23 protein-coding genes are annotated in these 25,626 nt (G+C 42.1%); 6 read left to right on the forward strand and 17 right to left on the reverse strand.

The genetic code is table 11. The features are described 5' to 3' along the window. Complete coding sequence (locus BU202_RS02370) at nucleotides 1-906, reverse strand: ABC transporter permease subunit (protein ID WP_075104204.1); 906 nt, start codon at nucleotides 904-906, stop codon at nucleotides 1-3. A 2-nt stretch (nucleotides 907-908) separates the two neighbouring features. Then, a complete protein-coding gene (locus BU202_RS02375) occupies nucleotides 909-3,902 on the reverse strand; it encodes a glycoside hydrolase family 2 (RefSeq protein ID WP_075104205.1) in 2,994 nt (997 codons plus the stop codon). A gap of 154 nt (nucleotides 3,903-4,056) precedes the next feature. Here BU202_RS02375 and BU202_RS02380 point away from each other — a divergent pair, with 154 nt between their 5' ends. Further along, nucleotides 4,057-4,893 carry an AraC family transcriptional regulator gene (locus tag BU202_RS02380; protein WP_075104206.1) on the forward strand — a complete coding sequence of 279 codons (837 nt, stop codon included), beginning with the start codon at nucleotides 4,057-4,059 and terminating at the stop codon, nucleotides 4,891-4,893. Nucleotides 4,894-5,118: 225 nt separating this feature from the next. Here the strand turns inward: BU202_RS02380 and dapA are convergent, their stop codons facing one another. The 10 genes from dapA to BU202_RS02430 all read right to left on the reverse strand — a co-directional run bounded on the left by dapA (nucleotide 5,119) and on the right by BU202_RS02430 (nucleotide 13,462). Further along, the gene (gene dapA / locus BU202_RS02385; protein WP_075104207.1) at nucleotides 5,119-6,000 is read right to left on the reverse strand and encodes a 4-hydroxy-tetrahydrodipicolinate synthase; all 882 of its coding nucleotides are present in this window, start codon (nucleotides 5,998-6,000) and stop codon (nucleotides 5,119-5,121) included. 31 nt (nucleotides 6,001-6,031) lie between these two features. Then, nucleotides 6,032-7,108, reverse strand: a complete 1,077-nt coding sequence (locus tag BU202_RS02390; protein WP_075104208.1) for an aspartate-semialdehyde dehydrogenase — start codon at nucleotides 7,106-7,108, stop codon at nucleotides 6,032-6,034. Nucleotides 7,109-7,508: 400 nt separating this feature from the next. Further along, nucleotides 7,509-8,030, reverse strand: coding sequence for a hypothetical protein (locus tag BU202_RS02395; RefSeq protein WP_244149006.1), 522 nt, complete (start codon nucleotides 8,028-8,030; stop codon nucleotides 7,509-7,511). Nucleotides 8,031-8,122: 92 nt separating this feature from the next. Continuing rightward, nucleotides 8,123-8,644: a hypothetical protein gene (locus BU202_RS02400; protein ID WP_244149007.1), complete on the reverse strand. Its 522-nt coding sequence runs from the start codon at nucleotides 8,642-8,644 to the stop codon at nucleotides 8,123-8,125. Between the two features lie 92 nt (nucleotides 8,645-8,736). Continuing rightward, nucleotides 8,737-9,258 carry a hypothetical protein gene (locus BU202_RS02405; protein WP_244149008.1) on the reverse strand — a complete coding sequence of 174 codons (522 nt, stop codon included), beginning with the start codon at nucleotides 9,256-9,258 and terminating at the stop codon, nucleotides 8,737-8,739. Nucleotides 9,259-9,529: 271 nt separating this feature from the next. Beyond that, nucleotides 9,530-10,183, reverse strand: coding sequence for a DNA alkylation repair protein (locus BU202_RS02410; protein ID WP_075104210.1), 654 nt, complete (start codon nucleotides 10,181-10,183; stop codon nucleotides 9,530-9,532). Continuing rightward, nucleotides 10,184-10,681 carry a GNAT family N-acetyltransferase gene (locus BU202_RS02415; protein WP_075104211.1) on the reverse strand — a complete coding sequence of 166 codons (498 nt, stop codon included), beginning with the start codon at nucleotides 10,679-10,681 and terminating at the stop codon, nucleotides 10,184-10,186. A 37-nt stretch (nucleotides 10,682-10,718) separates the two neighbouring features. Further along, nucleotides 10,719-11,333 carry a DUF5052 family protein gene (locus BU202_RS02420; RefSeq protein WP_075104212.1) on the reverse strand — a complete coding sequence of 205 codons (615 nt, stop codon included), beginning with the start codon at nucleotides 11,331-11,333 and terminating at the stop codon, nucleotides 10,719-10,721. Further along, the gene (locus BU202_RS02425) at nucleotides 11,333-11,713 is read right to left on the reverse strand and encodes a hypothetical protein (RefSeq protein ID WP_075104213.1); all 381 of its coding nucleotides are present in this window, start codon (nucleotides 11,711-11,713) and stop codon (nucleotides 11,333-11,335) included. Before BU202_RS02425 ends, BU202_RS02420 begins: the two co-directional genes overlap by 1 nt. Nucleotides 11,714-11,791: 78 nt before the next feature. Then, entirely contained in the window at nucleotides 11,792-13,462 is a 1,671-nt protein-coding gene (locus BU202_RS02430; protein WP_075104214.1) for a formate--tetrahydrofolate ligase, read from the reverse strand. A gap of 215 nt (nucleotides 13,463-13,677) precedes the next feature. Here BU202_RS02430 and BU202_RS02435 point away from each other — a divergent pair, with 215 nt between their 5' ends. From BU202_RS02435 to BU202_RS02450, 4 genes are all read left to right on the forward strand, one after another. Further along, nucleotides 13,678-14,367, forward strand: a complete 690-nt coding sequence (locus tag BU202_RS02435) for a phosphopantothenate--cysteine ligase (protein WP_075104215.1) — start codon at nucleotides 13,678-13,680, stop codon at nucleotides 14,365-14,367. A gap of 1 nt (nucleotide 14,368) precedes the next feature. Continuing rightward, the gene (gene coaC, locus BU202_RS02440) at nucleotides 14,369-14,917 is read left to right on the forward strand and encodes a phosphopantothenoylcysteine decarboxylase (protein WP_075104216.1); all 549 of its coding nucleotides are present in this window, start codon (nucleotides 14,369-14,371) and stop codon (nucleotides 14,915-14,917) included. After that, entirely contained in the window at nucleotides 14,904-15,473 is a 570-nt protein-coding gene (locus tag BU202_RS02445) for an ECF transporter S component (protein ID WP_075104217.1), read from the forward strand. The genes coaC and BU202_RS02445 overlap by 14 nt, the downstream gene beginning before the upstream one ends. Before the next feature lie 101 nt (nucleotides 15,474-15,574). Further along, a complete protein-coding gene (locus BU202_RS02450; protein ID WP_075104218.1) occupies nucleotides 15,575-17,296 on the forward strand; it encodes a phospho-sugar mutase in 1,722 nt (573 codons plus the stop codon). Nucleotides 17,297-17,363: 67 nt separating this feature from the next. On the opposite strand, the gene BU202_RS02455 is transcribed toward BU202_RS02450, so the two are convergent. The 4 genes from BU202_RS02455 to BU202_RS02470 all read right to left on the reverse strand — a co-directional run bounded on the left by BU202_RS02455 (nucleotide 17,364) and on the right by BU202_RS02470 (nucleotide 22,666). Beyond that, the gene (locus BU202_RS02455) at nucleotides 17,364-19,583 is read right to left on the reverse strand and encodes an alpha-galactosidase (RefSeq protein WP_075104219.1); all 2,220 of its coding nucleotides are present in this window, start codon (nucleotides 19,581-19,583) and stop codon (nucleotides 17,364-17,366) included. A gap of 10 nt (nucleotides 19,584-19,593) precedes the next feature. Then, complete coding sequence (locus tag BU202_RS02460; RefSeq protein WP_075104220.1) at nucleotides 19,594-20,424, reverse strand: carbohydrate ABC transporter permease; 831 nt, start codon at nucleotides 20,422-20,424, stop codon at nucleotides 19,594-19,596. Nucleotides 20,425-20,450: 26 nt separating this feature from the next. Continuing rightward, nucleotides 20,451-21,344, reverse strand: coding sequence for a carbohydrate ABC transporter permease (locus BU202_RS02465; protein ID WP_075104221.1), 894 nt, complete (start codon nucleotides 21,342-21,344; stop codon nucleotides 20,451-20,453). Nucleotides 21,345-21,406: 62 nt separating this feature from the next. Then, the gene (locus tag BU202_RS02470; protein ID WP_075104222.1) at nucleotides 21,407-22,666 is read right to left on the reverse strand and encodes a sugar ABC transporter substrate-binding protein; all 1,260 of its coding nucleotides are present in this window, start codon (nucleotides 22,664-22,666) and stop codon (nucleotides 21,407-21,409) included. Between the two features lie 294 nt (nucleotides 22,667-22,960). Between BU202_RS02470 and BU202_RS02475 the strand changes: the two genes are divergently transcribed. After that, complete coding sequence (locus tag BU202_RS02475; RefSeq protein ID WP_075104223.1) at nucleotides 22,961-23,797, forward strand: AraC family transcriptional regulator; 837 nt, start codon at nucleotides 22,961-22,963, stop codon at nucleotides 23,795-23,797. A gap of 483 nt (nucleotides 23,798-24,280) precedes the next feature. Here the strand turns inward: BU202_RS02475 and mutY are convergent, their stop codons facing one another. After that, nucleotides 24,281-25,438 carry an A/G-specific adenine glycosylase gene (mutY, locus tag BU202_RS02480; protein WP_075104224.1) on the reverse strand — a complete coding sequence of 386 codons (1,158 nt, stop codon included), beginning with the start codon at nucleotides 25,436-25,438 and terminating at the stop codon, nucleotides 24,281-24,283. Between the last annotated feature and the right edge of the window lie 188 nt (nucleotides 25,439-25,626).

The following is a 25,626-nucleotide window of genomic DNA, read 5'->3' on the forward strand; positions in this document are numbered from 1 at the left end:
CTAGAACAATGCATTATCAGGTTCAAGTTTACGGACAATCAAATTAGAAATCACAATTAGTATCAGACCAACCAGTGACTGCAATAATGCGGTTGCTGCTGTAAAACCAAAATTTGAACTATTAAAAATAGCATTCAATACATACGAATCAATGACCTGCGTCGTATCATTTAACATAGCTGAATTTCTCGTCACTTGGTAAAATAAACCTGTATCTGAGTGCATGACTCCTCCTACGCTGAGTAGCAGTTGAATGGTCACCATGGGCAAAAGAGAAGGCAGGGTAATATTTTTAATTTGTTGCCATTTATTAGCCCCATCCATTTCAGCAGATTCATATAAACTCTTATCGATCCCAGCCAAAACAGACATGTAAATAATAGAGCCATACCCGATACCATTCCAAATCTTCACAAGTGTCAAGATGATGGGCCAGTATTTGCCTTCTGTATACCAACTAATATCCAGTCCAAACATCTGGTTGATCATACCATTCGTTGAATTTAAGTAGGCATACACTACAAATTGTACAGCAGCATAAGAAATAAATGCGGGGATAATCATAATCGTTTGCATCGCTTTCCCTACTCTCTTAAACAGAAATTGATCAATGGCAATGGCTAACGAAATACTCAATATCGTTCCAACGACTGTAAAGATGACATAGTACATAATCGTATTCGTCAGCATATTTTGAAAAAGAGCTTTGGACGATAACAGAAATTTAAAATTCTCTAGACCGACCCAGGGACTACCAAACATCCCTAGCGTATAGTCAAAACGTTTAAAGGCTAAAATGACCCCAATCATCGGTACATAGCTAAAGAGCAACAAAATGAGGACAACTGGAATAGACATGGCCATGATGGCCCTATGCTGCCAAATATTCTTAAAAAACTTCAACATGTTCACTCCTCCTCTTTCATCTGATGTAAAAAGGTAAAACGTAATGTAAAATGAAACTTCTCTGGATCCAAACGATATTGGACATCTAAGTCTGGACCACACGATGTGCTACCTACTCCGCTTTGATCATAGTCTAGATGTAGGTAATGGTGATCTCCTTTGACTAACTCATCCCAGTGCGGTACCTCCGTGAGCTGTTGATCAGAGTAAGGCGATAAAGAAAACGAAAACGGTCGATCATCGGATTGGATGATTATCTGTTGCTGGCTATGGACATTACGAAGGACTAACTCCCTTACATCCATTCTATTTCCATTTTCTTGTGGCTTGATATAATACTCCTGTAAATCATGAACCGACTGCTCATGCAAGGCTAAAAAATTGGCGGCTTTCTTGTCCTGATAGGACTCGTTGGGACCTAAGCCGATATAGCGAACTTGCTCAAACTGTGGAGAGAGTGAATAATACAGCCCAAATCGTGGTAGATATGGCATGTCTTGGTTTTTTTCAGCCGTAACCTCCAGTTTTAGCTCACCCGTCGTGGTTACCGTCCAGAGAATATCCATTTTTAAAATCCATTGACGTCCTACACTCAACAACTTAGAAGAAAATTGAATGCTTACTTGATCCAAGTCTTCTTTGATGGAATCTTGATAGACTCTCAACAATGCCTTATCAAAATTTGCCCACTTCCATTCTTCCACAATCCGCTTATCATTATCAATCGGAGCTCGCCAGATAGACCAGTTAGCGACCACTGGGTCTAAGATCACATCATCTCCTATTTGGATGTAATCCACAAGGGCACTTTCCTTATTGAAGCGATACACTATGTCCCCACAAGAGACATGAATGGCATCCGTATCCTCCATCACCGCTAAGGGATTGAGTGCTTGAGGAGGCTGATAGCGGCTCTTAAACTCTCGTAGTGAAATCTGATCAAAGCCCAATTCGCCATATCCTAGTTTGCTAATGTATTTGACCAATATGGAAGAGACTTGATCTGCTACATCAAGTGTCATCACCTCTTGGTAATCATACACTACTAATTCTTTGGCCTCTATTTTCTCACCGTAGGCATTCAAATAATCAACGGTCACCCCAACCATATCAGAGGCATCAACATCCGTATAGCGATGCGTCAACTGTAGCTCTAGTTGATGGCTAGATGGCACATAGCTATAATCACTCACAGAGACTGGTTTAAAGACTTGTCGGTGTTCCAATGCCCCCATATGCAGCTCTCGTGTAGGGAGAACCAACCCATCCAAACAGAAGGAGCCAAAGTGTGGAAATTCGCCAAAATCACCGCCATATCGATAGCGTGGGAGGTCATGGCTCCCAATACTAATCGCATGATCTGCCCACTCCCAGACGAATACTCCGATAAATTCATCGACTTGATCAAGCAATAAACGATAGTCCGTTAAGCCTCCAGGCCCATTTCCCATAGCGTGGGCATACTCGCATAGCATTACAGGCTTTGTTAGCTGCTCTTTTTTTAGGAAATACTCATCGTTCAATTGATCAATAGAGAGATACATTCGACTATGAACATCTAACAACTCACTTGAATAGTCTTTGTCTCTATTTCGATATTCAAAGCCCTCATAATGGAGCAGACGTCCATCTTTTTCGGCTCTAGCCAAACGAAGCATTTCTTCTATCACAATACCATAACCAGCCTCATTTCCCGCCGACCACATGATAATGGAGCCGAAATTTCGAAAAGAAGAGATATTGGATTTCATTCGTTCAACGCCTGCATCGACAAACGAAGCATCTTCAGCAATCATGTTATAGTTGTCATTCCACCCCAATCCTTGTAAGGCGACCACGCCATGTGCTTCAAAATCTGTCTCACTGATGACATAAAATCCCAACTCATCACACAACTCATAAAATTCCCCTGTTTTAGGATAATGGGCTGTTCGGATGGCATTGAAATTTAACCCTTTCATCAACAATAAATCTTTTCGGTATTCTTCAAGGGTTACGACTGGACCTGTCTCTAACACGGAATCATGATGATTCACCCCAATAAGCTTTTTCTTAGCACCATTTAAGTAAAGAACATTCTGAACAATCTGAATATCCCGTAAGGCTAGTTTTTGTCGGATGACTTCACCTTCAGTCATCAGTAATAAACTATAGAGGTGTGGACGTTCATCTGACCAGAGATAGGGCTTAGGAAGCGTCAAGTGATAGGGCTTTTGTGAGTTAATCGTTTCTTCTTGAATCGTCTTTCCGAAGGGGTCTATCAACTTATACCGAATCGTATGTAATGTATCGGATGTTACAGAAAGAGAAAGTTTTGCAATTTCTGAAGAGATCGCTTCTTGCTGAATCAGATAATCCTCTATCCGTGAAGCGGCTCTTCTCAACAGATATACATCGCGAATAATTCCTGACGTCCTAAACTTGTCTTGATCTTCTAGGTATGTTCCATCACACCATTTTAAAACCACTACTTCAATCGTATTTGAGCCTGCTTCAACATAGTCACTAATGTCAAAAATAGAGGTGCTGTGACTTATTTGGGCATATCCGACAAACTGGTGATTGATATAAAGATAGTAGGCAGAATCAACTCCTTCTAATACCAGCTCTAGTCTATCCTGACCGAGATCTGACACATAAAATTCACGTGCGTAATATGCGCCCGGTAATCTGCTTGGAACAAATGGCGGGTCATATGGAATCACATACTCAACATTCGAATATTGATTCTGATCATAGCCATTTAATTGCCAACACGAGGGGACTTGGATGGTCTCATCACAGTCGACCGTTTGAAAATGATTCAATAAGGGCCGAATATTGCTAAAATATCGAAATCGCCACTCACCGTTTAAGCTTGTCAATAAGCTAGACTCTCTTCTGCTCTGAGAAGCAAGGAGCTCTTGCTCAGACTGAAATGGAATATAATAACTTCTGTGAGGCAAAGCCCCCACACGACTGACCTGTAAGTCCTCAAAAAATGCTTGTGATGTCATAAAAACCTCTTCCATTTTTTAAAACGCTTTCAACAAATTTATTTTATCAAATCTTTTCAAAATAAATATACAAAAAAGTATCAATCATTTGTTTTTTTGTTCATTCTTTGTGTATAATAGCAGTGAATATGAATTCAAAAGGATTTTATAGTATATGAGAGACGTATGGAAACATTTTGATATTTCTACAGATAATATTGTGCTTTCTGAATGTGGCATCCAACAATTTCTTCCTGGGCAACGCTATAGTTATACCGTCACAGAGAACTTTGTCCTCCACTATATCGAATCTGGCACTGGAACTGTGCGAATCAATCATAAAACCTATTACTCAGATAGCTTCAACGGCTACATACTGAAACGTGGGGAAAATGTTGATTATTTTGGAGATGAAATAGATCCTTGGAAAACATATTGGGTCGGTCTGACAGGAAGTTACTTTCAAGACTTACTAAATCGACTACAATTAAGCGATGCCGATGTGATTCAATTCAAAGAAGATAGTCCGATTATTCGGGTTATCAAAGAAATTTGCCATGAGACTGAAGCAAATCCTGAAATTTCGAATTATTGGTATAAAAGTAAAACGTATGAATTGTTATTATATTTGGAACAGGAGTTTATTTCCAATGATTTTATCAATCTCAATATGGATCCGATCCTAGGCATCTATGATTTTATTTGTAAAAATTACTACAAAGCGCTCAATGTTGATGATTTAGCAACCTTATTCGGAATCAGTCGGAGCAATCTCTTTAAACAATTTAAAAAGCTCTATCATATTACTCCTAAACAATTTATTCTCGAACTACGAATCAACAAGGCCTGCCAGCTCCTGCGGGAGACAAACAATCCCATCAAAACCATCTCCAATCAGGTCGGTTTTGAGGAATATGTTGTTTTTACGAAAGCCTTTAAACGAATCCTCCAGCAATCGCCAACAGAGTATCGAAAATCGGGTGGCCAAAAAGAAATCCATGAAATTTCTTAATATGCCATCATCCTTATTTTCAAATAAGCTACTTCTTTCTAGAAAACAATAAAGCTTCCTTAAAAGGAGAGCTTTTTCATTGCACATAATAAATAGTTAACAGACAGCCATGATGACAAGCTTGCTAGCAGGTGATTCCTACTTTTTCTTACGACCCTCGCCTGTATGTTGACTTTGAATAAAAATCAAAAAACTCCAAAATGTTCATTTCAGAGTTTTCTTTTCTTATTTTTCCATGACGGCGATAATCGCCTTTGCTTCTTCTTCCGTACAAGCAACTAGTGGTAAGCGAAGCGGCCCTACTTCAAATCCTTGGTGGTTGAGAACTGCTTTTAACGGTGCTGGGCTCGTCGTTGAAAAGAGAGCATCGACTTTTGGCAACAATTTCCGCTGAATCGCTGCTGCCTCTAGCACATCTCCCTTGTCCAAGGCATCGAACATGGCATAGAAATCATCCCCATTGGTATGTGCTGCTACGCTGATGACCCCTTGCGCTCCTAGCGCTTTAGCATGGAAGGCCTCGCCGTCTTCACCCGTATAGACCAGAAAATCTTCAGGTGCATTTTCTACGAGGTGAGAGATGGTAGCTACGCCCGTACAGTCCTTTATCGCAATAATGTTTGGATGTTGCGCCAAGCGAAGCGACGTTTCTACTGTCAAGCCTGCTACGGTGCGCCCAGGTACATTATAGACCATAATTGGCAAACTGCTGGCATCCGCAATCGCCTTGTAGTGCTGATAAAGCCCTTCTTGCGTTGGTTTGTTGTAATAAGGTGTGACAGCAAGACCAGCCGCAAAACCACCAAAGGCTGCTACTTCACGGGCAAATGCAATCGAATCCCGCGTATCATTGGTTCCGATACCTGCAATCAAGGGCACACGACCATCCACAATCCGCTGGACTTCCGCAAAGAGTTGCAACTCCTCCTCGTGGGTCAGCGTTGGACTTTCTCCCGTTGTCCCTGCCAAAATCAAGCCTTCTGTATGGTGGGTAAGGAGGTGTTCAATCAACTTAGGCAATGCCTTAAAGTTGATACTTCCATCTTCATGAAAAGGCGTCACAAGCGCCGTAATAATGCGTGCGTTTCTCAAATCCTCTAATGACATTTTCTTCCTCCTAAGTGATGATATGATTGGTTTATTTTAATTCAAATACAAGCTCTTCTGTCGGGCGAACGAGACCGCGTTCGTGTAGCGTTTCAGCGATTTGAACAGAGTTCCATGCTGCCCCTTTTAAGAGGTTGTCCGATACAACCCACATGTGAATACCTTTTTCAGCATCCAAGTCCTTACGGATACGACCAACAAAGGTTTCGCGTTTGCCAACTGCATTGATAGCTTGTGGGTAGATTTGATGGGCTACATCATCTTCTAAGACCGCACCTGGGAAGGCTGCGATGGCTGCTTTGACTTCTTCAATCGGCGCTACTTCTTTGGTTTCAATATAGACAGATTCTGAATGGGCTGACAAGACTGGAATGCGAACACAGGTCGCAGAAACGGCAATGCTATCATCTTCCATGATTTTCTTGGTTTCATTGGTCATTTTCATCTCTTCATAGGTGTAATCATTGTCGGTAAAGACATCGATTTGTGGAAGAGCGTTAAATCCGATTGGATAGTGCTTTTTGTCGCCACCAGACGGTAAAATGTTAGCTTCTACATCTTTTGGTGCCACCCCGTCATTCAAGACAGCACGGAGTTGCGCTTGAGTTTCCAAAATAGCTCCCATACCAGCTCCAGAAACTGCTTGGTAGGTGGAGACGATAATGCGTTCCAAGCCCCATTGTTGACGGACAGGCTCCAGAGCTACCATCATCTGAATGGTTGAACAGTTTGGACAAGCGATAATCCCCTTGTGGGCATCCAACGCATGCGCATTGACTTCTGGCACGACTAGCGGGACATCAGGATTTTGACGGAAATAAGAGGTATTGTCTACCACGACCGCACCTGCTTTGACCGCATAAGGAGCATACTTAGCTGAGGTTGAGCCACCTGCAGAGAAAAGGGCAATATCTACACCTTCAAAGGCATCTTCTGTCGTTTCTTCAATAACGACATCTTGTCCCTTGAATGACAAGACCTTGCCAGCTGAACGAGCAGACGCCAAATAACGCACCTTGTCAATCGGCAAGCTAGATTCTTCCAACATCTGAATCATTTGCGCCCCAACGGCACCAGTTGCACCTACAACAGCTACTGTATATCCCATAAATTACCTCTTTTTTCGAATTTTCTAAAAATTTGTATATGCTTGCTATTATACACTTTTTTTAAGGAATTGAAAAGTGATTCTTGCAAAAAATATTAAAAATAGCAAATAAAAAAGACCAAGATTTCTCCTGGTCTAAGGGCACTTTCGTGTGATAAGCAGGTTCACACAACTTATCAAGGTCCGCTCCTGCGTATTGACCTCCCTAGCGTGAAAGTGGCTACTGCCACATTCGGCTCATCGCATGAGTCTATTATAGCAGATATAGGTATGCTTGTCTAGCCATGCCCTCATCCATTCCTCTACTTCATCAAGTGGCTAGCCATTTTTTATATATACTCAATAAGAGGAGAACTGATAAACCTGAACCTTGCCAAAACCAGAAAAATCAGGAATTCGGCTACTGCCATTTGTCATCAACCTCTCCTTGAATAATTTCTACATTATAGACAATTTCTGCATTAGGGCTACCACCGTCCTGCTTATAGATAGCTGTTAGTTGACAATCAGCTATCAGAGCGTCAATATTGTCATCAATATCTCTTGATTTTTCAAGCCTTGCAGCTTCAGGCAAAACAGTTGAATTAGACACATCTATTTCTCCACCATCTTTAGAAGCATCCAGATAAATTATATGTTTACCGCTGTGGTCGAAACCGAGAGAGTAGAATCCTGTAGGAACACCAAATCCTGAAAAAACAATGTTCTGACTCCGAATATTTCCACCCAAAATAGCTCGATTGCCTGACTGATCATAAATGACAGGAACCGTTTCAATCGTATCGATACTCCAATCCACATAAATCGGGGAGAACTCTACTTTACTCACTCCGGCATAATGTTCCACGATATAGGTTGCAATTTGCTCCTCCAAGAGCGAGAAACCGTGACGATATAAGTCGTCCACTTTCTTTCTGTCCATATAAAATTTCCCACCTATTCCAAGTGCTATGACTAAAAATAGGATTCCAATCATTTTTTTCCACCTTGACTTCTTGGGTACATTCTTAGCAGCTACTGCCATTTGTCATCAACCTCTCCTCGAATAATTTCTAAATTATAGACAATTTCTGCATTAGGGCTACCTCCGTCCTGCTTATAGATAGCTGTTAGTTGACCATCAGCTATCAGAGCGTCAATATTGTCATCAATCCGTGTTGACGTTGAGAGTTTTGCTTCCTCTGGTAAACGATTTTCAGTAGACACATCTATTTTTCCACCATCTTTAGAAGCTCCCAGATAGATAAAATGTTTACCGCTATAATCGAAATCGAGATCATAGAATCCTGTAGGAACACCAAATCCTGAAAAACTAATGTTCTGGCTCCGAATATTTCCACCCAAAATAGCTCGATTGCCTGACTGATCATAAATGACAGGAACCGTTTCAATCGTATCGATACTCCAATCCACATAAATCGGTGAAAACTCTACTTTACTCACTCCGGCATAATGTTCCACGATATAGGTTGCAATTTGTTCCTCCAAGAGCGAGAAACCGTGACGATACAGGTCGTCCACTTTTTTTCTGTCCATATAAAATTTTCCCCCTATTCCAAGTGCTATGATTAAGAATAGGATGCCAATCATTTTTTTCCACCTTGACTTCTTGGGTATATTTTTATCGGCTACTGCCATTCGTCATCAACCTCCCCTCTAATAATTTTTACATTATAGATGATTTCTGCATCAGGACTACCAACGGCATTTTTAACGACACCCTGTAGTTGATTATCAGCAACCAGTGCTTCTATATTGTTATCAATTCGTGTTGATTTTGAGAGTTTTGCTTCCTCTGGTAAACGATTTTCAGTAGATACATCTATTTCTCCACCATCTCTAGAAGCTCCCAGATAAATTATCTGTTTACCGCTATAGTTGAACTCAAGAGCATAGAATCCTGTAGGAACACCAAATCCTGAAAAACTAATATTCTGACTTCGAATATTTCCACCCAAAATAGCTCGATTGCCTGACTGATCATAAATGACTGGAACCGTTTCGATCGTATCGATACTCCAATCCACATAAATCGGAGAAAACTCGACCTTGCTCACTCCGGCATAATGTTCCACGATATAGGTTGCAATTTGCTCCTCCAAGAGCGAGAAACCGTGACGATACAGGTCGTCCACTTTCTTTCTGTCCATATAAAATTTTCCCCCTATTCCAAGTGCTATGACTAAAAATAGGATTCCAATCATTTTTTTCCACCTTGACTTCTTGGGTACATTCTTAGCGGTTAGCGCCATTTGTCATCAATCTCCCTACTAAATAATTGCTAAATAATCGCTCATGTTCACATCGGGACTTCCAGCTTCATGCTTATCATTATCCTTTCATCAATCCCTTGCCAAACTTTTCCCTTATCTGACACAGGGTGAATCTCGGCTTGAAATCTATATTTTTTTCATTTTCTTCCTACAAATATTTACTAGCTTCACGAATGCTGAGAGGAGCCAATTGCTCTTTATAGCGAGCGATAAAATCCCTTACCCATACTGGATTGACTTTGGAATAATCCCGCAAACTCCAACCGATGGCTTTATTGATGAAAAACTCTGTCTGTCCGAGATTATTGACCAAGATTTTTTCTAGCAACTCCGTATCCGTATCGTGCTTGCGCAGTAATTGATGATCAATCGCAACCCTACGCAACCAAATATTGTCAGAAATACTCCAAGCAAGCAGGATGGACTTAGCTTTTGGATAACGAAAGGCAATTTCTCCCGCAATCTTATCCAGTCCATCTACTGAATCCCACCACGAGTTTGTCGTGATTAAGCGCTCCAAACGTGGTAAGTCTTTAGGAGTTAAGCTCTGCTTATTCATGGCTAGATAATCAATTGCAACATAATGCAATTCTCGATACGGATTCTCCCATGCTTGCCAGATAAAGTCCCAATGGATGGGATTGTTCTTATAAGGCTTTAGAAATTCCCTGCTTATCTTCCTGCGCACTACCGTTTTCACACCCAGAAAAGAAAACTGATACCGAAGATAGGCCGACATTTTCTCTGCATCTTGAGCAGAAGCAACGGTTTCCAATTGCTGTTGAATCACTTCTACCTGCATTTATTCCTCCACCAGACTTTTTTGTAACCAGACAATGTCGTGCCATTTGTCAAACTTATAGCCTACTTTCTTGAAATGCGCGACCTGTTCATAGCCTCGCTTCTCGTGAAAGGCGATACTAGCGTCATTGGGCAGGGAAATGCAAGCGACAAAATTCTTAAAATTCCGCTTGATTAACTCTTCTTCTAGCATATCGTAGAGAACACTTCCTAATCGTAACCCACGCTTGTTTTCATCCATATAGATGGTTAATTCTGCTGTCCAGTCATAGGCTGATTTATCGTAATAAGTCGAAGCGTAGGCATAGCCAATAACCTTCCCTTCAGATTCAGCGACCAAAAATGGATGGCGTTCTTGGACACTTGCTATTTTTTGCGCAAAATCTGCCTCACTTGGCACGTCAAAATCAAAGGTAATCGCTGTTTTTACCACATAGGGTTCATAAATAGCGCGAAGCGCTGCAGCGTCAGACACCTCTGCTGTACGGATGGAAATCATACTCTCCCTCTTTCTGTCTCGTAGGCATAGATTTGTCTCATTTTTCCAATAACTCCTTGTCATAAATCGTGTAATCGCAACGATAGATAATCAAGCGCTTGCCGTCAATCAAGAGTTCGGAAGTCTTTGGGGCATCCGAAGCGTACAAGGATACCTTGTTTCCTGCGTAGGTCGCAAGCGGTGTACCATTTTGCGAACGAATCAAAATCACCTTTTCTTTTCCTGTAAAGTCATTTTTGAATTTGGATACCATGCGGTTAAGAATCGGAACAGCTGCCTGTTGATCATCTGCGGTCGCATTCTTCTGGTATTTGAGGAAAATGTCTTCCAGACCATCTTCTACTGCAATCAAGGACGAACCTACATGGTCAATCTCATATTTGCCCAAGGTGATTTTCAAGACCGAGCTATCTCCTTTGGAATTGCCTTCACTATCCACTGAGTCAAACTCCTCATTGCGGGCAATGGACAGCGATTTTCCAGACATCTGGTCAATCAACTGGGAATTCTCATCATAAGTGCGCACGGTCATCTCAAGCCCAATCCATTCTGCCTTGGTATTCTTCCACCAGTTTTCAATCGACTGACAGCCTGACAAGATAGTGACAGATAAGCCTAGCACTAAAGCCATTTTCAATACGTTCTTTTTCATTATTTTTCTTCCTCCCTATATTTTTTTGAAAAAACTAATACAGCTAATATCAGAGATTGAATGCCTAATCCTGGTAGCGTAACAATATATAAAGGCGAATAGGTTGCAAACATTGCCATAATATGGAAAATCAAGGCAAATCTTAATCCCCATTTATGATAAGACGAAATGACAGAAAGTAATGTCGCCATCCCTAAAACTAATACTACCAAATGGGGCATTAAGAAAATCAACAGAAAAGCCAATCCATCTCCTATCGAAGCATCCCCACTCCCAGCATTTCCCTGAAAAAAAAGAAACAGACCAAATAAGTATAGCGCATCTAAAGTAAGAGCGATAATCATTCTCCGCTTCCGTTGTTCTTCTTGTTCATACGTCATTTTTCTTCCTCCTTAATCTATCATAATATTATACCAAAAAAACTGGAGAAAATCCCCAGTTTTGACGTTTGTCAATGATTAGAATAAGCCAATCGCATCTCCGTTTTCTGCCACATCCATGTTGAGCGCCGCTGGTTGCTTGGGCAAACCTGGCATGGTCATGACATCGCCTGTTAAAGCGACGATGAAGCCTGCGCCTAGTTTTGGTACAAATTCACGCACGGTGATGTCAAAGTTTTCAGGCGCTCCAAGTGCTGTCGGATCATCTGAAAAACTGTATTGCGTTTTGGCCATACATACTGGCAAGCTATCCCAACCGTTTTTAGCGAATTCTGCCAATTGAGTGCGGGCTTTCTTTTCAAAGACCACTCCTGTTCCGCCGTAAATCTCTGTGACAATCTTGGTCACTTTTTCTTCTAGACTATCGTCTGCCTTGTATAGTCGTTGATAGTTCGCTGGGTTTGTCGCAATAGTTTCTACAAGGGTTTCTGCCAAGTCCACTCCGCCTTCAGCTCCATTTGCCCAGACACTCGCAAGCTCAACAGGCACGTCAATTGTCGCACAGAGTTCTTTTAAGGCGGCAATTTCTGCTGGCGTGTCTGATACAAATTCGTTGATGGCAACGACTGCTGGAATGCCATATTTTTTCACATTTTGAACGTGACGTTTGAGGTTGGCAAAACCTGCTCGTACCGCTGCTACATTTTCTTCTGACAGCTGGTCTTTTGCTAGGCCGCCGTGCATTTTAAGGGCACGAAGGGTCGCGACAATCACCACCGCATCAGGAGCCTTAGGCAGATTTGGCGTTTTAATATCGAGGAATTTCTCCGCACCAAGGTCAGCCCCAAATCCTGCTTCGGTCACCACATAATCTGTCAAGCGAAGGGCTGTGGAGGTCGCTAGAACCGAATTACAGCCATGGGCGATATTGGCAAAAGGACCGCCGTGAACAAAGGCAGGCGTACCATAAATCGTCTGAACAAGATTTGGTTTCAGCGCGTCTTTTAACAGCAAGGTCAAAGCGCCTTCTACTGCCAAATCTCTGACATAGACTGGACTGCGGTCAAAGCGATAGCCAATCACGATACGAGCCAAACGCTCTTTCAAATCATTCACATCCGTTGCAAGGCACAAGATGGCCATGATTTCAGAGGCAACTGTGATGTCAAAACCGTCCTCACGCGGAATACCATTTAGGGGACCACCCAAGCCAACTGTCACCTTACGAAGGGCACGGTCATTCAAATCCACCACGCGCTTCCAGATAATCCGACGCTGGTCAATGCCCAAGCTATTTCCCTGATGAAGATGGTTATCAATCAAGGCAGAAAGAGCATTATTTGCCGTGGTAATAGCGTGCATATCCCCTGTAAAATGCAGGTTGATGTCCTCCATCGGCAAGACCTGGGCATAGCCACCACCAGCAGCTCCCCCCTTAATCCCCATCACAGGACCGAGCGACGGTTCCCGCAGGGCAATCATGGTCTTCTTGCCAATCTTGGAAAGCGCATCCGCTAGCCCAATCGTCACCGTTGACTTGCCCTCACCGGCAGGCGTAGGATTGATAGCCGTCACCAAAATCAACTTCCCAAGGTCATTTTCCTTGACTGCTTCAATCTTGTCAAAGGATAACTTGGCCTTGTATTTGCCGTATAATTCCAAATCATCATAGCCAATACCGACCTTCTCCACCACATCGACAATCGGCTGTAACACCACGTTTTGTGCAATTTCAATATCTGTTTTCATAGCAACTCCTCATCCTTTTCTTGACAATAGTATATCAGAAACTCGATAGAAACGCACGTTTTTAGAGTAAATTATTTTTAATATACGGTTTTTGCTTATTTTCAAGCTATTACCACACAAAACATTCAGATACGGAAGACAAATCCTTCTCTCCTTATAAAAGATAGCTATCCCTAAAACTTTACCTAAAGCAGATTTTCTAGTACAATAAAAGCATGAAAATTTTGATTACATCTGGTGGCACCAGCGAAGCCATTGACCAGGTCCGCTCTATTACCAACCACGCTACAGGTAGCCTCGGAAAAATCATGGCTGAAAAGTATCTAGCAAAAGAGCTGGAAGTGACCCTTGTCACCACAAAAACAGCTGTCAAACCCGAGCCACAGCTTGGTCTAACCATTGTCGAAATCACCGACGTCGCAAGTCTAATGGAGACTTTGGAACAACTGGTTCCCAAGCACGACGTCATGATTCATAGTATGGCGGTCTCTGACTACAGCCCTGTTTACATGACGAGCCTTGACGAGGTGAAAGCTAGCCCAAATATCGACAACCTACTTGAGAAAACCAATGCTGAAGGCAAAATTTCATCAACCGATGACTACCAAGTGCTCTTTCTCAAAAAAACACCAAAGGTCATCTCTTTCATCAAGCAATGGAATCCTGCCATCCAGCTGATTGGTTTTAAACTCTTGGTCAATGTCACAAAAGAAGAACTCTTTCAAGTCGCACGCGCAAGCCTCATCCACAATCAAGCTGATTATATCCTTGCTAATGATTTAGCAGACATTGGTCCAGAAAGACACGGTGCTTATCTGGTCGACCATGAGCATTCCTACTCTGCTCAGGCCAAGGAAGAAATCGCAGATATCATTCTCGAAAAAGTATTGGAAAAAAGGAGATAGTATGGCCCGTATCACCCTAGCCGTCACAGGCTCCATCTCAGCCTACAAAGCAGCAGATTTGACCAGCCAACTCGGAAAGCTAGGTCATTCGGTCACGGTCTTAATGACCTCTGCTGCCACCCAATTCATCACACCGCTGACCTTTCAGGCTTTATCAAAAAATCTGGTGCATACCGATGTGATGACTGAAGAAGACCCTAGCTCGATTAAGCACATCGACCTTGCCAAGCAGACAGACCTCTTTCTTGTAGCACCTGCTTCTGCCCAAACCATTGCCAAACTGGCTCATGGTTTTGCGGATAATATCGTCACAGCAGTTGCACTTGCCCTTCCTGCTACGACACCAAAACTGCTTGCTCCAGCCATGAATACCAATATGTACCTCAACCCTGCCACTCAAGAAAATTTACAGCGGCTTCAAGGTTACGGCTTTGTGGAAATCCCTCCTCGGAATGCCGTACTGGCCTGCGGTGATATTGGAACAGGTGCCCTAGCTACCATTGATATTATTTTAGAGAAAGTGAGTGAAACGCTTCATGAGACAAACTAAATCAACCCACGTTGCAACCTTAGCTATCTTTTTTGCGGTGATGATTGTGATTGATATTGTCAGCTCTGTCATCTTCAATCTCTTACCAGTCCCGATTAAGCCAACCATCGTCCATATCCCCGTGATTATTGCTTCTATCCTCTACGGACCAAAAATCGGTGCAACCTTGGGAGGTATGATGGGGATTTTGAGCGTCGTTCACAATACGATTATCCTCTTGCCAACCAGCTACCTCTTTTCTCCCTTCGTTGAAAATGGACAATGGTATTCACTCATCGTTGCTATTGTTCCTCGGGTTTTAATCGGGGTCACACCTTACTTCATCTATCGCTTATCCCACAAGCATGTAGGGCTGTTAATCGCTGGTGCCATTGGCTCCATAACCAATACCGTCTTTGTCCTGGGCAGTATCTTTTTCCTCTTTTCTGGGGTCTATAACGGCAATATCCAAGCCATGCTAGCGACCATTATCGGAACCAATTCAATCGCTGAAATGGTGATTGCAGCCTTTCTGACAGCAGCTATTGTCCCTACCCTGCAAAAAGCAAAAAATTAAAAAGAAAATCACGTGAAAGCGTGCTTTTTTTTTTCAAAAATGATATAATGAAAGCGTTTAATAGAATATCAATACTCTATAAAAAGAAAAGGAGAACTACAATGACCTATCAAGAACAGTATCAAGCGTGGCTTGACTATGCAGAACTCCCTGACTATTTACAGGAAGACTTGCGCAAGATGGATGAGAAAACCAAAGAAGATGCCTTTTATACATCTCTTGAGTTTGGAACAGCTGGTATGCGTGGATTGATTGGGGCAGGTACCAACCGTATTAACATTTACGTTGTCCGCCAAGCGACTGAAGGGTTAGCCCGCCTTATCGAATCAAAAGGTCAAGAGGCAAAAGATAGAGGAGTTGCCATCGCCTACGATTCCCGCCACTTCTCCCAAGAATTTGCCTTTGATGCAGCCCGCGTGCTCGCTCAACATGGTATCAAGGCCTATGTCTTTGAAGAATTGCGCCCAACCCCTGAACTTTCGTTTGCTGTTCGCCATCTCCACACCGTTGCTGGGATCATGATTACGGCTAGCCACAATCCTGCACCTTACAACGGCTATAAGGTATACGGAGAAGACGGTGGCCAAATGCCGCCAGCAGATGCAGACGCGCTGACAGACTATATCCGTGACATTACCGACCCATTTGCGATTGCTGTCGCTGATTTGGATGCAGCAAAAGAACAGGGGCTTATCGAAGTAATTGGGGAAGCCGTTGACAGCGAGTACCTCAAGGAAATTAAAGATGTCAATATCAACCAAGATTTGATTAACGAGTATGGTCGCGATATGAAGATTGTCTTTACACCGCTTCATGGTACTGGTGAAATGCTAGCTCGTCGTGCGCTTGCCCAAGCTGGCTTTGAATCTGTCCAAGTCGTAGAAAGTCAAGCAAATCCTGATCCAAACTTCTCAACCGTAAAATCACCAAATCCAGAAAGCCAGTCTGCCTTTGCTCTTGCAGAAGAATTAGGCCGTCAAGTGGATGCCGATGTATTGGTGGCAACCGACCCTGACGCGGACCGCCTCGGAGTGGAAATCCGTCAAGCAGACGGCAGCTACCGCAACCTTTCTGGTAACCAAATCGGAGCTCTCATCGCTAAATACATTTTGGAAGCCCACAAACAAGCAGGAACATTACCAGCAAATGCGGCCCTTGCGAAGTCTATCGTATCGACCGAACTCGTGACCAAGATTGCAGAAAGCTACGGCGCAACCATGTTCAATGTCTTGACTGGTTTCAAATTTATCGCTGAAAAAATCCAAGAATTTGAAGAAAAACACAACCATACCTACATGTTTGGTTTTGAAGAAAGTTTCGGCTACCTCATCAAACCATTTGTCCGTGACAAAGATGCCATTCAGGCAGTCCTTATCGTCGCTGAAATTGCTGCCTACTACCGCTCGAAAGGCTTGACCTTGGCAGACGGCATTGACCAAATCTTTGAAGAATACGGCTACTATGCAGAAAAAACCATTTCTGTTACCCTATCAGGTGTGGACGGAAAAGCGGAAATCAAGAAAATCATGGATAAATTCCGTGGCAATGCCCCAACCCAATTCAACCAAACAGATATTGCCTTGTTGGAAGATTTCCAAGAACAAACTGCAACAGACAAAGAGGGCAATGTAGCAACCTTGACCACTCCACCGAGCAACGTCTTGAAATATACCTTGACAGACGATTCTTGGTTTGCCGTGCGTCCGTCTGGAACAGAACCAAAAATCAAGTTCTACATCGCCACCGTTGGTACAGACATGCTCGATGCTGAAAACAAAATTGCTGCTATCGAAGCTGAAATCAACGCATTCGTAAAAGAATAAGCAACAATAAATATAAAAGTCCAACCGCCAGTCAATCGGGGTTGGATTTTTTCTATCAGAAAATAGGTTAAACATCAAGACATTCTAAAATGAACAACTCTGAACTAAAGTCTTTCTGCTGATCAGCAAAGCATTCAAAGCGAATAGGGAGTCCTGCATACATGAGCTGGTTTCCATAATAGACCTGTCCTTTGAACCGATAACGTTTGTCAGGAGCTAGTCCCTGAAGACGAAGACGTGTAAAACCTGCATTAACTGTTATCAAACGCCGATAATATCCTATGATAACCTCTTTTTGATCCTCTGAAATCACCTGCCAGGCAGTCTCTTCTCCCTCAAATGGACTAAGCAGACGCGTAAACTGCCCAAATTGGAAGGTTCTGCGATGCTCTTTATAAAAGGCAATCTGCTGGGTAATCTCCTCTAGTTCTTCCGAGCTCGATTGCAATAAATCCAACTCGTAGCCAAAACTACCAAAAAAGGCAACATTCCCTCTCGTCTCCAAAGAGGTTTCTCGACCAACTTGCTGGTTAGGAGTTGCTGAGACGTGACATCCCATACTGATTAAGGGATAAACGATAGAGGTGCCATACTGGATTTTTAAACGTTCTATGGCATCTGTATCATCACTCGTCCAAGTCTGGGGAGCATAATAGAGCATACCGGGATCAAATCGGCCGCCTCCGCTCGAACAAGACTCAAAGAGAACATGCGGAAAGGCCGTGATTAAGCTGTCATACAGGCGATACAGATTGAGGATATAGCGGTGAAAAATCTCACCTTGCTGTTCAGATGGTAGTGCGCTACTAAAGACCTCTGTCATATAGCGATTCATATCCCATTTAATGTAATCAATCTCATGATTGGCAAGTAAGGTATATAGTTGATGATGGATATTTTGATAAACATCTTCTCGTGATAAATCAAGTGTAAATTGATGGCGACCATGGGACTGGCTATGCTTAGGGTGATGCAAAATCCAGTCAGGATGCTCGCGATAGAGATTACTATCTTTATTGACCATTTCTGGTTCAATCCACAAGCCAAACTTTAGACCCATACTCTTGACTTTTTTTATCAAGCCAGTGAGACCAGACGGTAGTTTGTCTCTATTGACCTGCCAATCTCCCAAGCCTGCTCGGTCATGATTGCGCTGACCAAACCAACCATCATCTAAGACAAATAACTCCGCACCAACTGCCGCAGCTTGTTCAGCTAGTTTTACGAGTCGCTCCTCGTCAAAGTCAAATTCCATAGCTTCCCAGTTATTTAACAAGACTGGGCGCTCTTTATCTCGCCACTTTCCGCGCATCAAGTGCTTTTGATACAATTTATGATAGACTTGGCTCATACCGCTCAAGCCTGTACTGCTATAGACCATGACTACTTCAGGCGTCTGAAAACTCTGACCTTTTTCTAAAAGCCAAGAAAAACGCTCGGGGTGAATCCCCATCGTAATCCGAGATTGTCCAAAAGACGTCACATCAACTTGAGCCAGAAAATTCCCGCTGTAAACCAGAGAAAAGCCTAGCACTTCTCCTTGTTGCTCATTAGCAGTGAAACGTTTGAGAGCGATAAAAGGATTGTGCTCTGCACTACTAGCTCCTTTTAGACTATAGATGGCCTGACTACCTTGATGTAGCGGGCTATGCTTGAGATAGCGTTCCCGTCCCCAAGCTCCATCTAAATGAAGCCATTCATACTCTTTATCAGGCAAATCCAAACTGAAGGACAAGGCCTTGGTCAACCGAACGGGCTTTTCGCCCAAGTGTTGAAAACGCGCTGACCGACTAAAGGCCGCAAAATCCTTAAAAATACTGTAGGATAAGGTTAAGAGAGTCTCGCTATTTACATCTACTAGATCAATTTCCAAGGTCTCTGCTTCTTCGTCATGATTAGTATAGGTATGCGGCAACCCCTCAAGTCGAGGCTTCCCACTTAGCATACGATGGTCTCTGTAGACAAAATGAGAAAGTCTACTTCCGTCTATTTGCTCCATTTCAAATGCTGGTAGGGAAAAATCTGTCGTACCGTAACAAGCATATTCCTGTCTCGTATGCTGCAAGGATAAAAAACAATCATTGTCGTAAACATAGGAAGTATGTGGACGATTACCATTTTCTCTCAACTCATTTTCTCTTAAATATTGATAGGACACCTCCTCGCTTACCCTAGGGCCATAATAAAGATTTCCAATATGACCATTTTCTAAAATGCAAATAATATAGCTGATGTCTTTATTAAATAAATGAAACTCACCCGTTTCTTTGCGAAATTCAATTCCCATCTCTTTCCTCCTATAATTTACCACCTGATGTGGCAATCCCTTGAATAAATTGTTTTTGGAAGATGATATACAATACAACCATCGGCCAAATCGCAAGGACACTCGCTGCCATCAACTGCGGATAATTGACCGTATAAGCTCCCTGAATCTTTGAAAGAGCACTCGACAAGGTCGCCTTATCAGCATCTGAATTGATGATTAAGGGCCATAGCAAATCTTTAAAGGCAAAGAGAGCCGTAAAAATAGCTAGGGCTATCAAGCCTGATTTGGCTAAAGGTAGCATGATTTTAAAGAAGGTCTGCCCAATATTACACCCATCTAAACGGGCTGATTCTTCCAACTCTTTTGGTAATCCTGCAAAGAACTGTCGAAGCAAGAAAGTACCAAAAGCGCTAACAAGACCTGGAAAGACTAAGGCAAAAATAGTATTGCGCATTCCCAACGTATCAATCATCAGATACTGGGGAATGACAAATAATTGGGGCGGTACCATCATCTGAAACAAGACCAAGCCAAAGAGTATTTTCCGTCCTGGAAACTCTAAACGGGCAAAGGCATAGGCTGCCATAGCAGAAAACATGACCGAACTAAAAATCCGCCAGAGCATCATGAGGATGGTATTAACATATAAAATTGGAAAATTATTGGTTCGAATGACTTCGGTATAATTGCTCACTAACCATTGACTAGGTAAGAGATGAAAGGGATTCATCTGCGTTGATTCTGTCACCGTTTTAAAGGATGTTAAAATCATCCAGATAAAGGGCAGAATCATTCCCAAGGATACAATGATTAGAAAGACATGGATGCAAATTCTTGCTTTAAGTGTATATTCTTTCATATAAGATCTCCTCATCTATACAAAACTTAATTGTAGTGAACCCACTTCTTCTGTAATTTCATTTGAACGACGGTAATCAACAAAATAATGACTAATAATAGCATCACAATCGTTGAACCATAGCCCTTATCTGAATATTTAAAGGAACTATTATAGAAAAGATACACCAATGATACGGTTTTATCGTAGGCTGGACTCTTAATATCCTCCATCATATAGATGACATCAAAGACCTGCATGGACTGAATGATACTGGTTACCACAACAAAGAAGAGAGTTGGAGATACCAGAGGAAGCGTAATTTGAAAAAATTGCTTGGCAGGGCTTGCACCATCGATACGAGCGGCTTCATAATAATCATTTGGAATTTCTTGTAATCCGGCCAAGATTAAAATCATACTGTAACCAACCGTACTCCAAATACCAATCACAGCAATCGCATAAAGTGCTATTTGCGGATCCTCCACCCAGGCAATCGGTCCTAGGCCGAGTTTTGATAGCATGAGATTTAAGATACCGAAATCCTTGTTATATAGCCATTTCCATAGCATGGTGACCGCAGCGGGTGCTGCAACCATCGGAAGGAAAAAGATGGTCCGATAGACATGCTTGCCCTTCAACTTAGAATTCAGCAAGACAGCTAATAGCATTGCAAGGGCAATAGTGGCTGGAACTACCAAAATGCTATATTTCAAGGTATTCCACGTCGCCTGCCACACTTGCGCATCCCCAAGCATGCGTCGGTAATTATCCAAGCCGATAAAAATATCATTTTTCCCAAAATCACCACTCTTGTAAAAACTCATTTTAAAGGTCTGAAAAATGGGGATAATATTCAGAACGATTAACCCGATGATGGTGGGAGCAACCATTCCCCAGCCCCACAGGGCTTCATTCAAACTTCCTTTCTTTTTAAACATCTTCCTTCTCCTTGTTACAAATATAGGTCTGGAGAAATGCACCTTCTCTCCAGACCACCCATTTATTTTTCTGAAGCCAATTCTTCATTCATCATATCTGCTGTTTTCTTAGCAGCATCTTCGACTTTCTCATCACCGAGGTAAGCTGGTTTCAACAGTTCATAAGCCTTATCTTCCCATTTGGCAGTTGATTGAGAATAAGGACGAATCTGTGCATAATCTATCATATCAATATAATTTTTGATATGGAAATTTGGGTTAGAGTCAACCCAAGTATCTGCAGAACCCTTGTAGGCTGAAATCGCAACGCCTAAGGAAGCCTGCATATCCTGACCTTCTTTTGAGCTTAAAAATTCAACCCATTTCCAGGCTTCATCTGGGTGCTTGGTGTTTGCTGCAATGGCATTTCCTAAGCCGTTAAAGATTGTTGAACGCTTGCCATCTGGGCCTTTTGGTAGAACAGCAACATCCGCATTCTCACGGACATAATCGTTTTCAGTCAATCCAGAGAGACTCCATGAACCAAAGAGGCTCATCGCTACTTGTCCATTTTGGAAGGCTTCTGCGTTTTCTTTATCAACTGTAATTGCTGGAGAGAGTTTCTCTCTGACAAAGCTAAAGTAGTAGTCGATTGCCTCAATGGTCTTTGGATCATCATAGCCTGATTTTTTATCATCCGTAATGATGGTTCCACCATTTTGATAAACGAAATTATAGTAACCCACTTGATTTTGAAAACTTGCTCCAAAGCCGTATTGGCTGCCATCTGCTTTCGTTAATTTCTTAGCTACTTCTTTTAGCTTGTTCCAATCCCAAGTATCATCTGGATAAGGAATTCCTGCTTCATCAAACATCTTCTTGTTGTACCACAGACCAATCGTGTCATAGTCTTTTGGTACTGCATATTGAGCGCCCTCAATATTGTAAATGTCATTCAAACCAGTTGGGAAGTTGCTCAATTGCGCTTCCTTGCTCTTAGCTAAATAATCATCTAGCGGTAAGAGCAACTTATTTGACCCATAGCGGTAAATTTCATTTGAGTGCATCCAGAAGGTATCTGGAAGAGCTCCTCCTGTTGCCCCAGCTTCTAAAGCTGTCCAATAGGAATCCCAGTTCGATACTTGAATTTTGATTTTGATATTGGGATTTTTTTCTTCAAACTTATCTGCGATTTTCCGTAATCCTGGTTCTTGACCCGAATCCCAAATCGCATAGGTGATTTCTGTTTTCCCAGACGACGCTTGAGAATCAGATGTGCCTGAACATGCGCCTAACAGCATGGCTGCTGAAAGACAAGTCAGCGTAGAAACAAATTTTTTCATCTTGGTACTCCTCCTTTTCTAACAGTTTCCTGATGAAAAATGATATGTTGATAGCTCAATTATATAGTGTAAGCGCTTTTCTTGGAATAGTCATTCGTGACCTCTTTTATATTTTTTCACCATTTTTCTTTCTTTTCTCATATAAAAAGTCGCAAATACATATAATTTGTGATAAACTATAGGTAAGCACATTCTAAGTACAAGACAATCTCTATTTCAGAATTTATGATTTATTTAAGTGGAATATAGAAAATCTTTTTTGACAAGCCAATATTATTCAGAAGGAGAAAATAGATGACCACTAAACCAACATTCTACGTTTTTAATAACCCTTCCTATGTCGATTTTTACCCCATTCAATTTGGCTATGAACGCTGCAAATCACTCCATTCCGTTGGTCCTATGATGAAAAAGCACTATCTCTTTCATTATATTATTTCGGGAAAAGGAACTTTCTATGTTACCGATGAGCAGGATGAATACAAACTTTCTGCAGGACAAGGATTTTTAATCACATCTGACACCATCTGTAGCTATGAAGCAGATAAAGACCAGCCCTGGACCTATACTTGGATTGAATTTGATGGCTTAAAAACGGAACACTTCCTAAGGGCTGCTGGTCTCTCCAACAAGCAACCGATTTTCACTCAAGCTGAGCCCGCGGAGACCAGTCCACTCCTTGCTGCAATGCAAGCACTTCTCAAGTCTCATCATGCTAGCAATGCGGAGATTATTGGTCATACCTATCTCTTTATTTCCAAATTAGTCGAACTATCCCAGTCGAAAACCTATGCCCACCAACACGAAACCAAGGAATTTTATATTCGGGAGAGTATCAATTTCATTGAACGAAATTATAAAAATAAAATCACTATCGAGGAATTGGCGGACCAGTGCAATCTCAATCGCCACTATTTTACGCGTTTGTTCAAGGAGTATATGCAGATTTCTCCCCTGCAATTTCTGATTGAGTACCGACTAAGTAAATCCTGTGAGTTGTTAGCTAACACTTCAAAGAGCCTTCAAGAAATCGCTGAAGAAATTGGCTATTCCAACCAATTCAACTACTCTACCGCCTTTAAACGTCGTTATCACATCTCGCCTTATCAATGGCGAAAAGAGCATCGCTAAACTCTAGCTACAATTGAACATAGAAAAAGAAGCTGAACTTGAATTCTGCTTCTTTTGTCTATCAGGTTATAAGAGAAAGGAATCCAACATTAGGAAAAGTCCACCATCAAGGAAGTGATTATTTTGGAAATAAGATAGTGTGTTAATGTTCGTTAGCCACCCTAACAAATTCATACGTACCTACACTTATCTATTTAGATTACAAACCGATTTCTACAGTTCGTTCATTACTTTTATACATATCACATGTAATCAATATAGGGCAGCTTGATTTGTGCAATTTGAGTTCGAGAAGGAGACTCAATGTTTCGATATTATTATATAGTAAAACTTGGTGGACTTTTCCCCTTACTTCTTCTCCTCGGAGAAGAGCTTGTAAGCGATTTAATGATACCCCTTTCCTTCTTTTCACCCTTATCATATCACTTTTGTAAAGCGTTTTCAAGTATTTATATGCTCTACTCTTAAGATTTTTGTAATAGATTAAGTCAACCCTTGCTTGCCTGCCAGATAGCTGTCCCACATTTTTTGCTGGGGTTTAGCAAAGGGATAGCGATGGAAATCTTCAACAGCGACCCACTGGAGTTCACGATCAGGTGGCAACGTTCCTAGCAAGGCACGACCTTCTAACAACTCAATCTGCCATTTACGGTGGCTAAAGACATGCTGAACAGGGGCAAATGTATCTTGCTGCCACTCAACCTTCAAAGGATAGGCCTTGCTAAATGCCTGCTTGACATCGATTTGCGGTCCGTCTTCTGCGACTTCAAATAAAGACACCTGCGGGGGGATAAACGCTCCTTTTTCCATCAAGGGAAAGGACCAAAATCCGGCCAATAAATTGGACTGCTGGTTTTTCTCCAGTAAAAATTCATTCTTTTCATTTCGGATAATAAAGGCCTGATAAGCGACTGGAACAGGCTTTTTCTTAGGCGCCTTTATCGGGTATTTGCCCATGGTTCCATTGCGATATGCTGCGCTGAACTCCTTAACGGGACTGTCTTCAGGGCGAGGATTGACAGGTGCTTCAATGTCAGAGCCCAAATCCATTAGAGCCTGATTAAAATCACCTGGGCGTTCTGGATCAATCAATTCTTCCATCAAAGCCTGAAAAATCTTGCGGTTGCCAGGCACCCCAATATCATAGTCAACCTCAAACAAGCGGCTCATGACCCGCATGACATTGCCATCCACAGCTGGTTCTGGTAAGTCAAAGGCGATGCTAGCGATAGCGCCTGCGGTATAAGGCCCGATTCCCTTTAAACTAGCAATTTCAGCATAGGTCTTTGGAAAAGCACCACCAAAGTCGGCCACCATCTGCTGGGCAGCCTTTTGCATATTCCGTACTCGAGAATAATACCCCAGTCCCTCCCAGAGTTTCAAAATCACCTCTTCTTTTGCTTCTGCCAAATCTCGAATGGTCGGCAGATGATATAAAAAGCGCTCATAATAGGGCTTGACCGTATCAACCCGCGTCTGTTGGAGCATGATTTCAGATACCCAAATCGCATAGGGATCTTTGGTTCGCCGCCATGGTAAATCCCGTTTATGCTCATCATACCAATCAAGCAAGGCTTTTCTAAATGCTACTATCTTATCCTGTGGCCACATTTCAATGCCGTATTTCTTAAAATCAAACATGTAACCAGTATATCATAAAAATCGCCCATCTCCCTAGTCCATAATCTAAGAAAAAAGACTGGACAAATGTCCAGCCTCTCATATTGAAGAAAAAATTCTTTTGTACTACTTTTCTTAGATGGTGCAGACGGTAGGGGGGGCGACAGAAATCGGTAACTCGTAAGAGTTCGATTTTGTAGTCCTCGCTT

Origin of the sequence: Streptococcus cuniculi (assembly GCF_001921845.1) — a bacterium.
Taxonomy (GTDB): Bacteria; Bacillota; Bacilli; order Lactobacillales; family Streptococcaceae; genus Streptococcus; species Streptococcus cuniculi.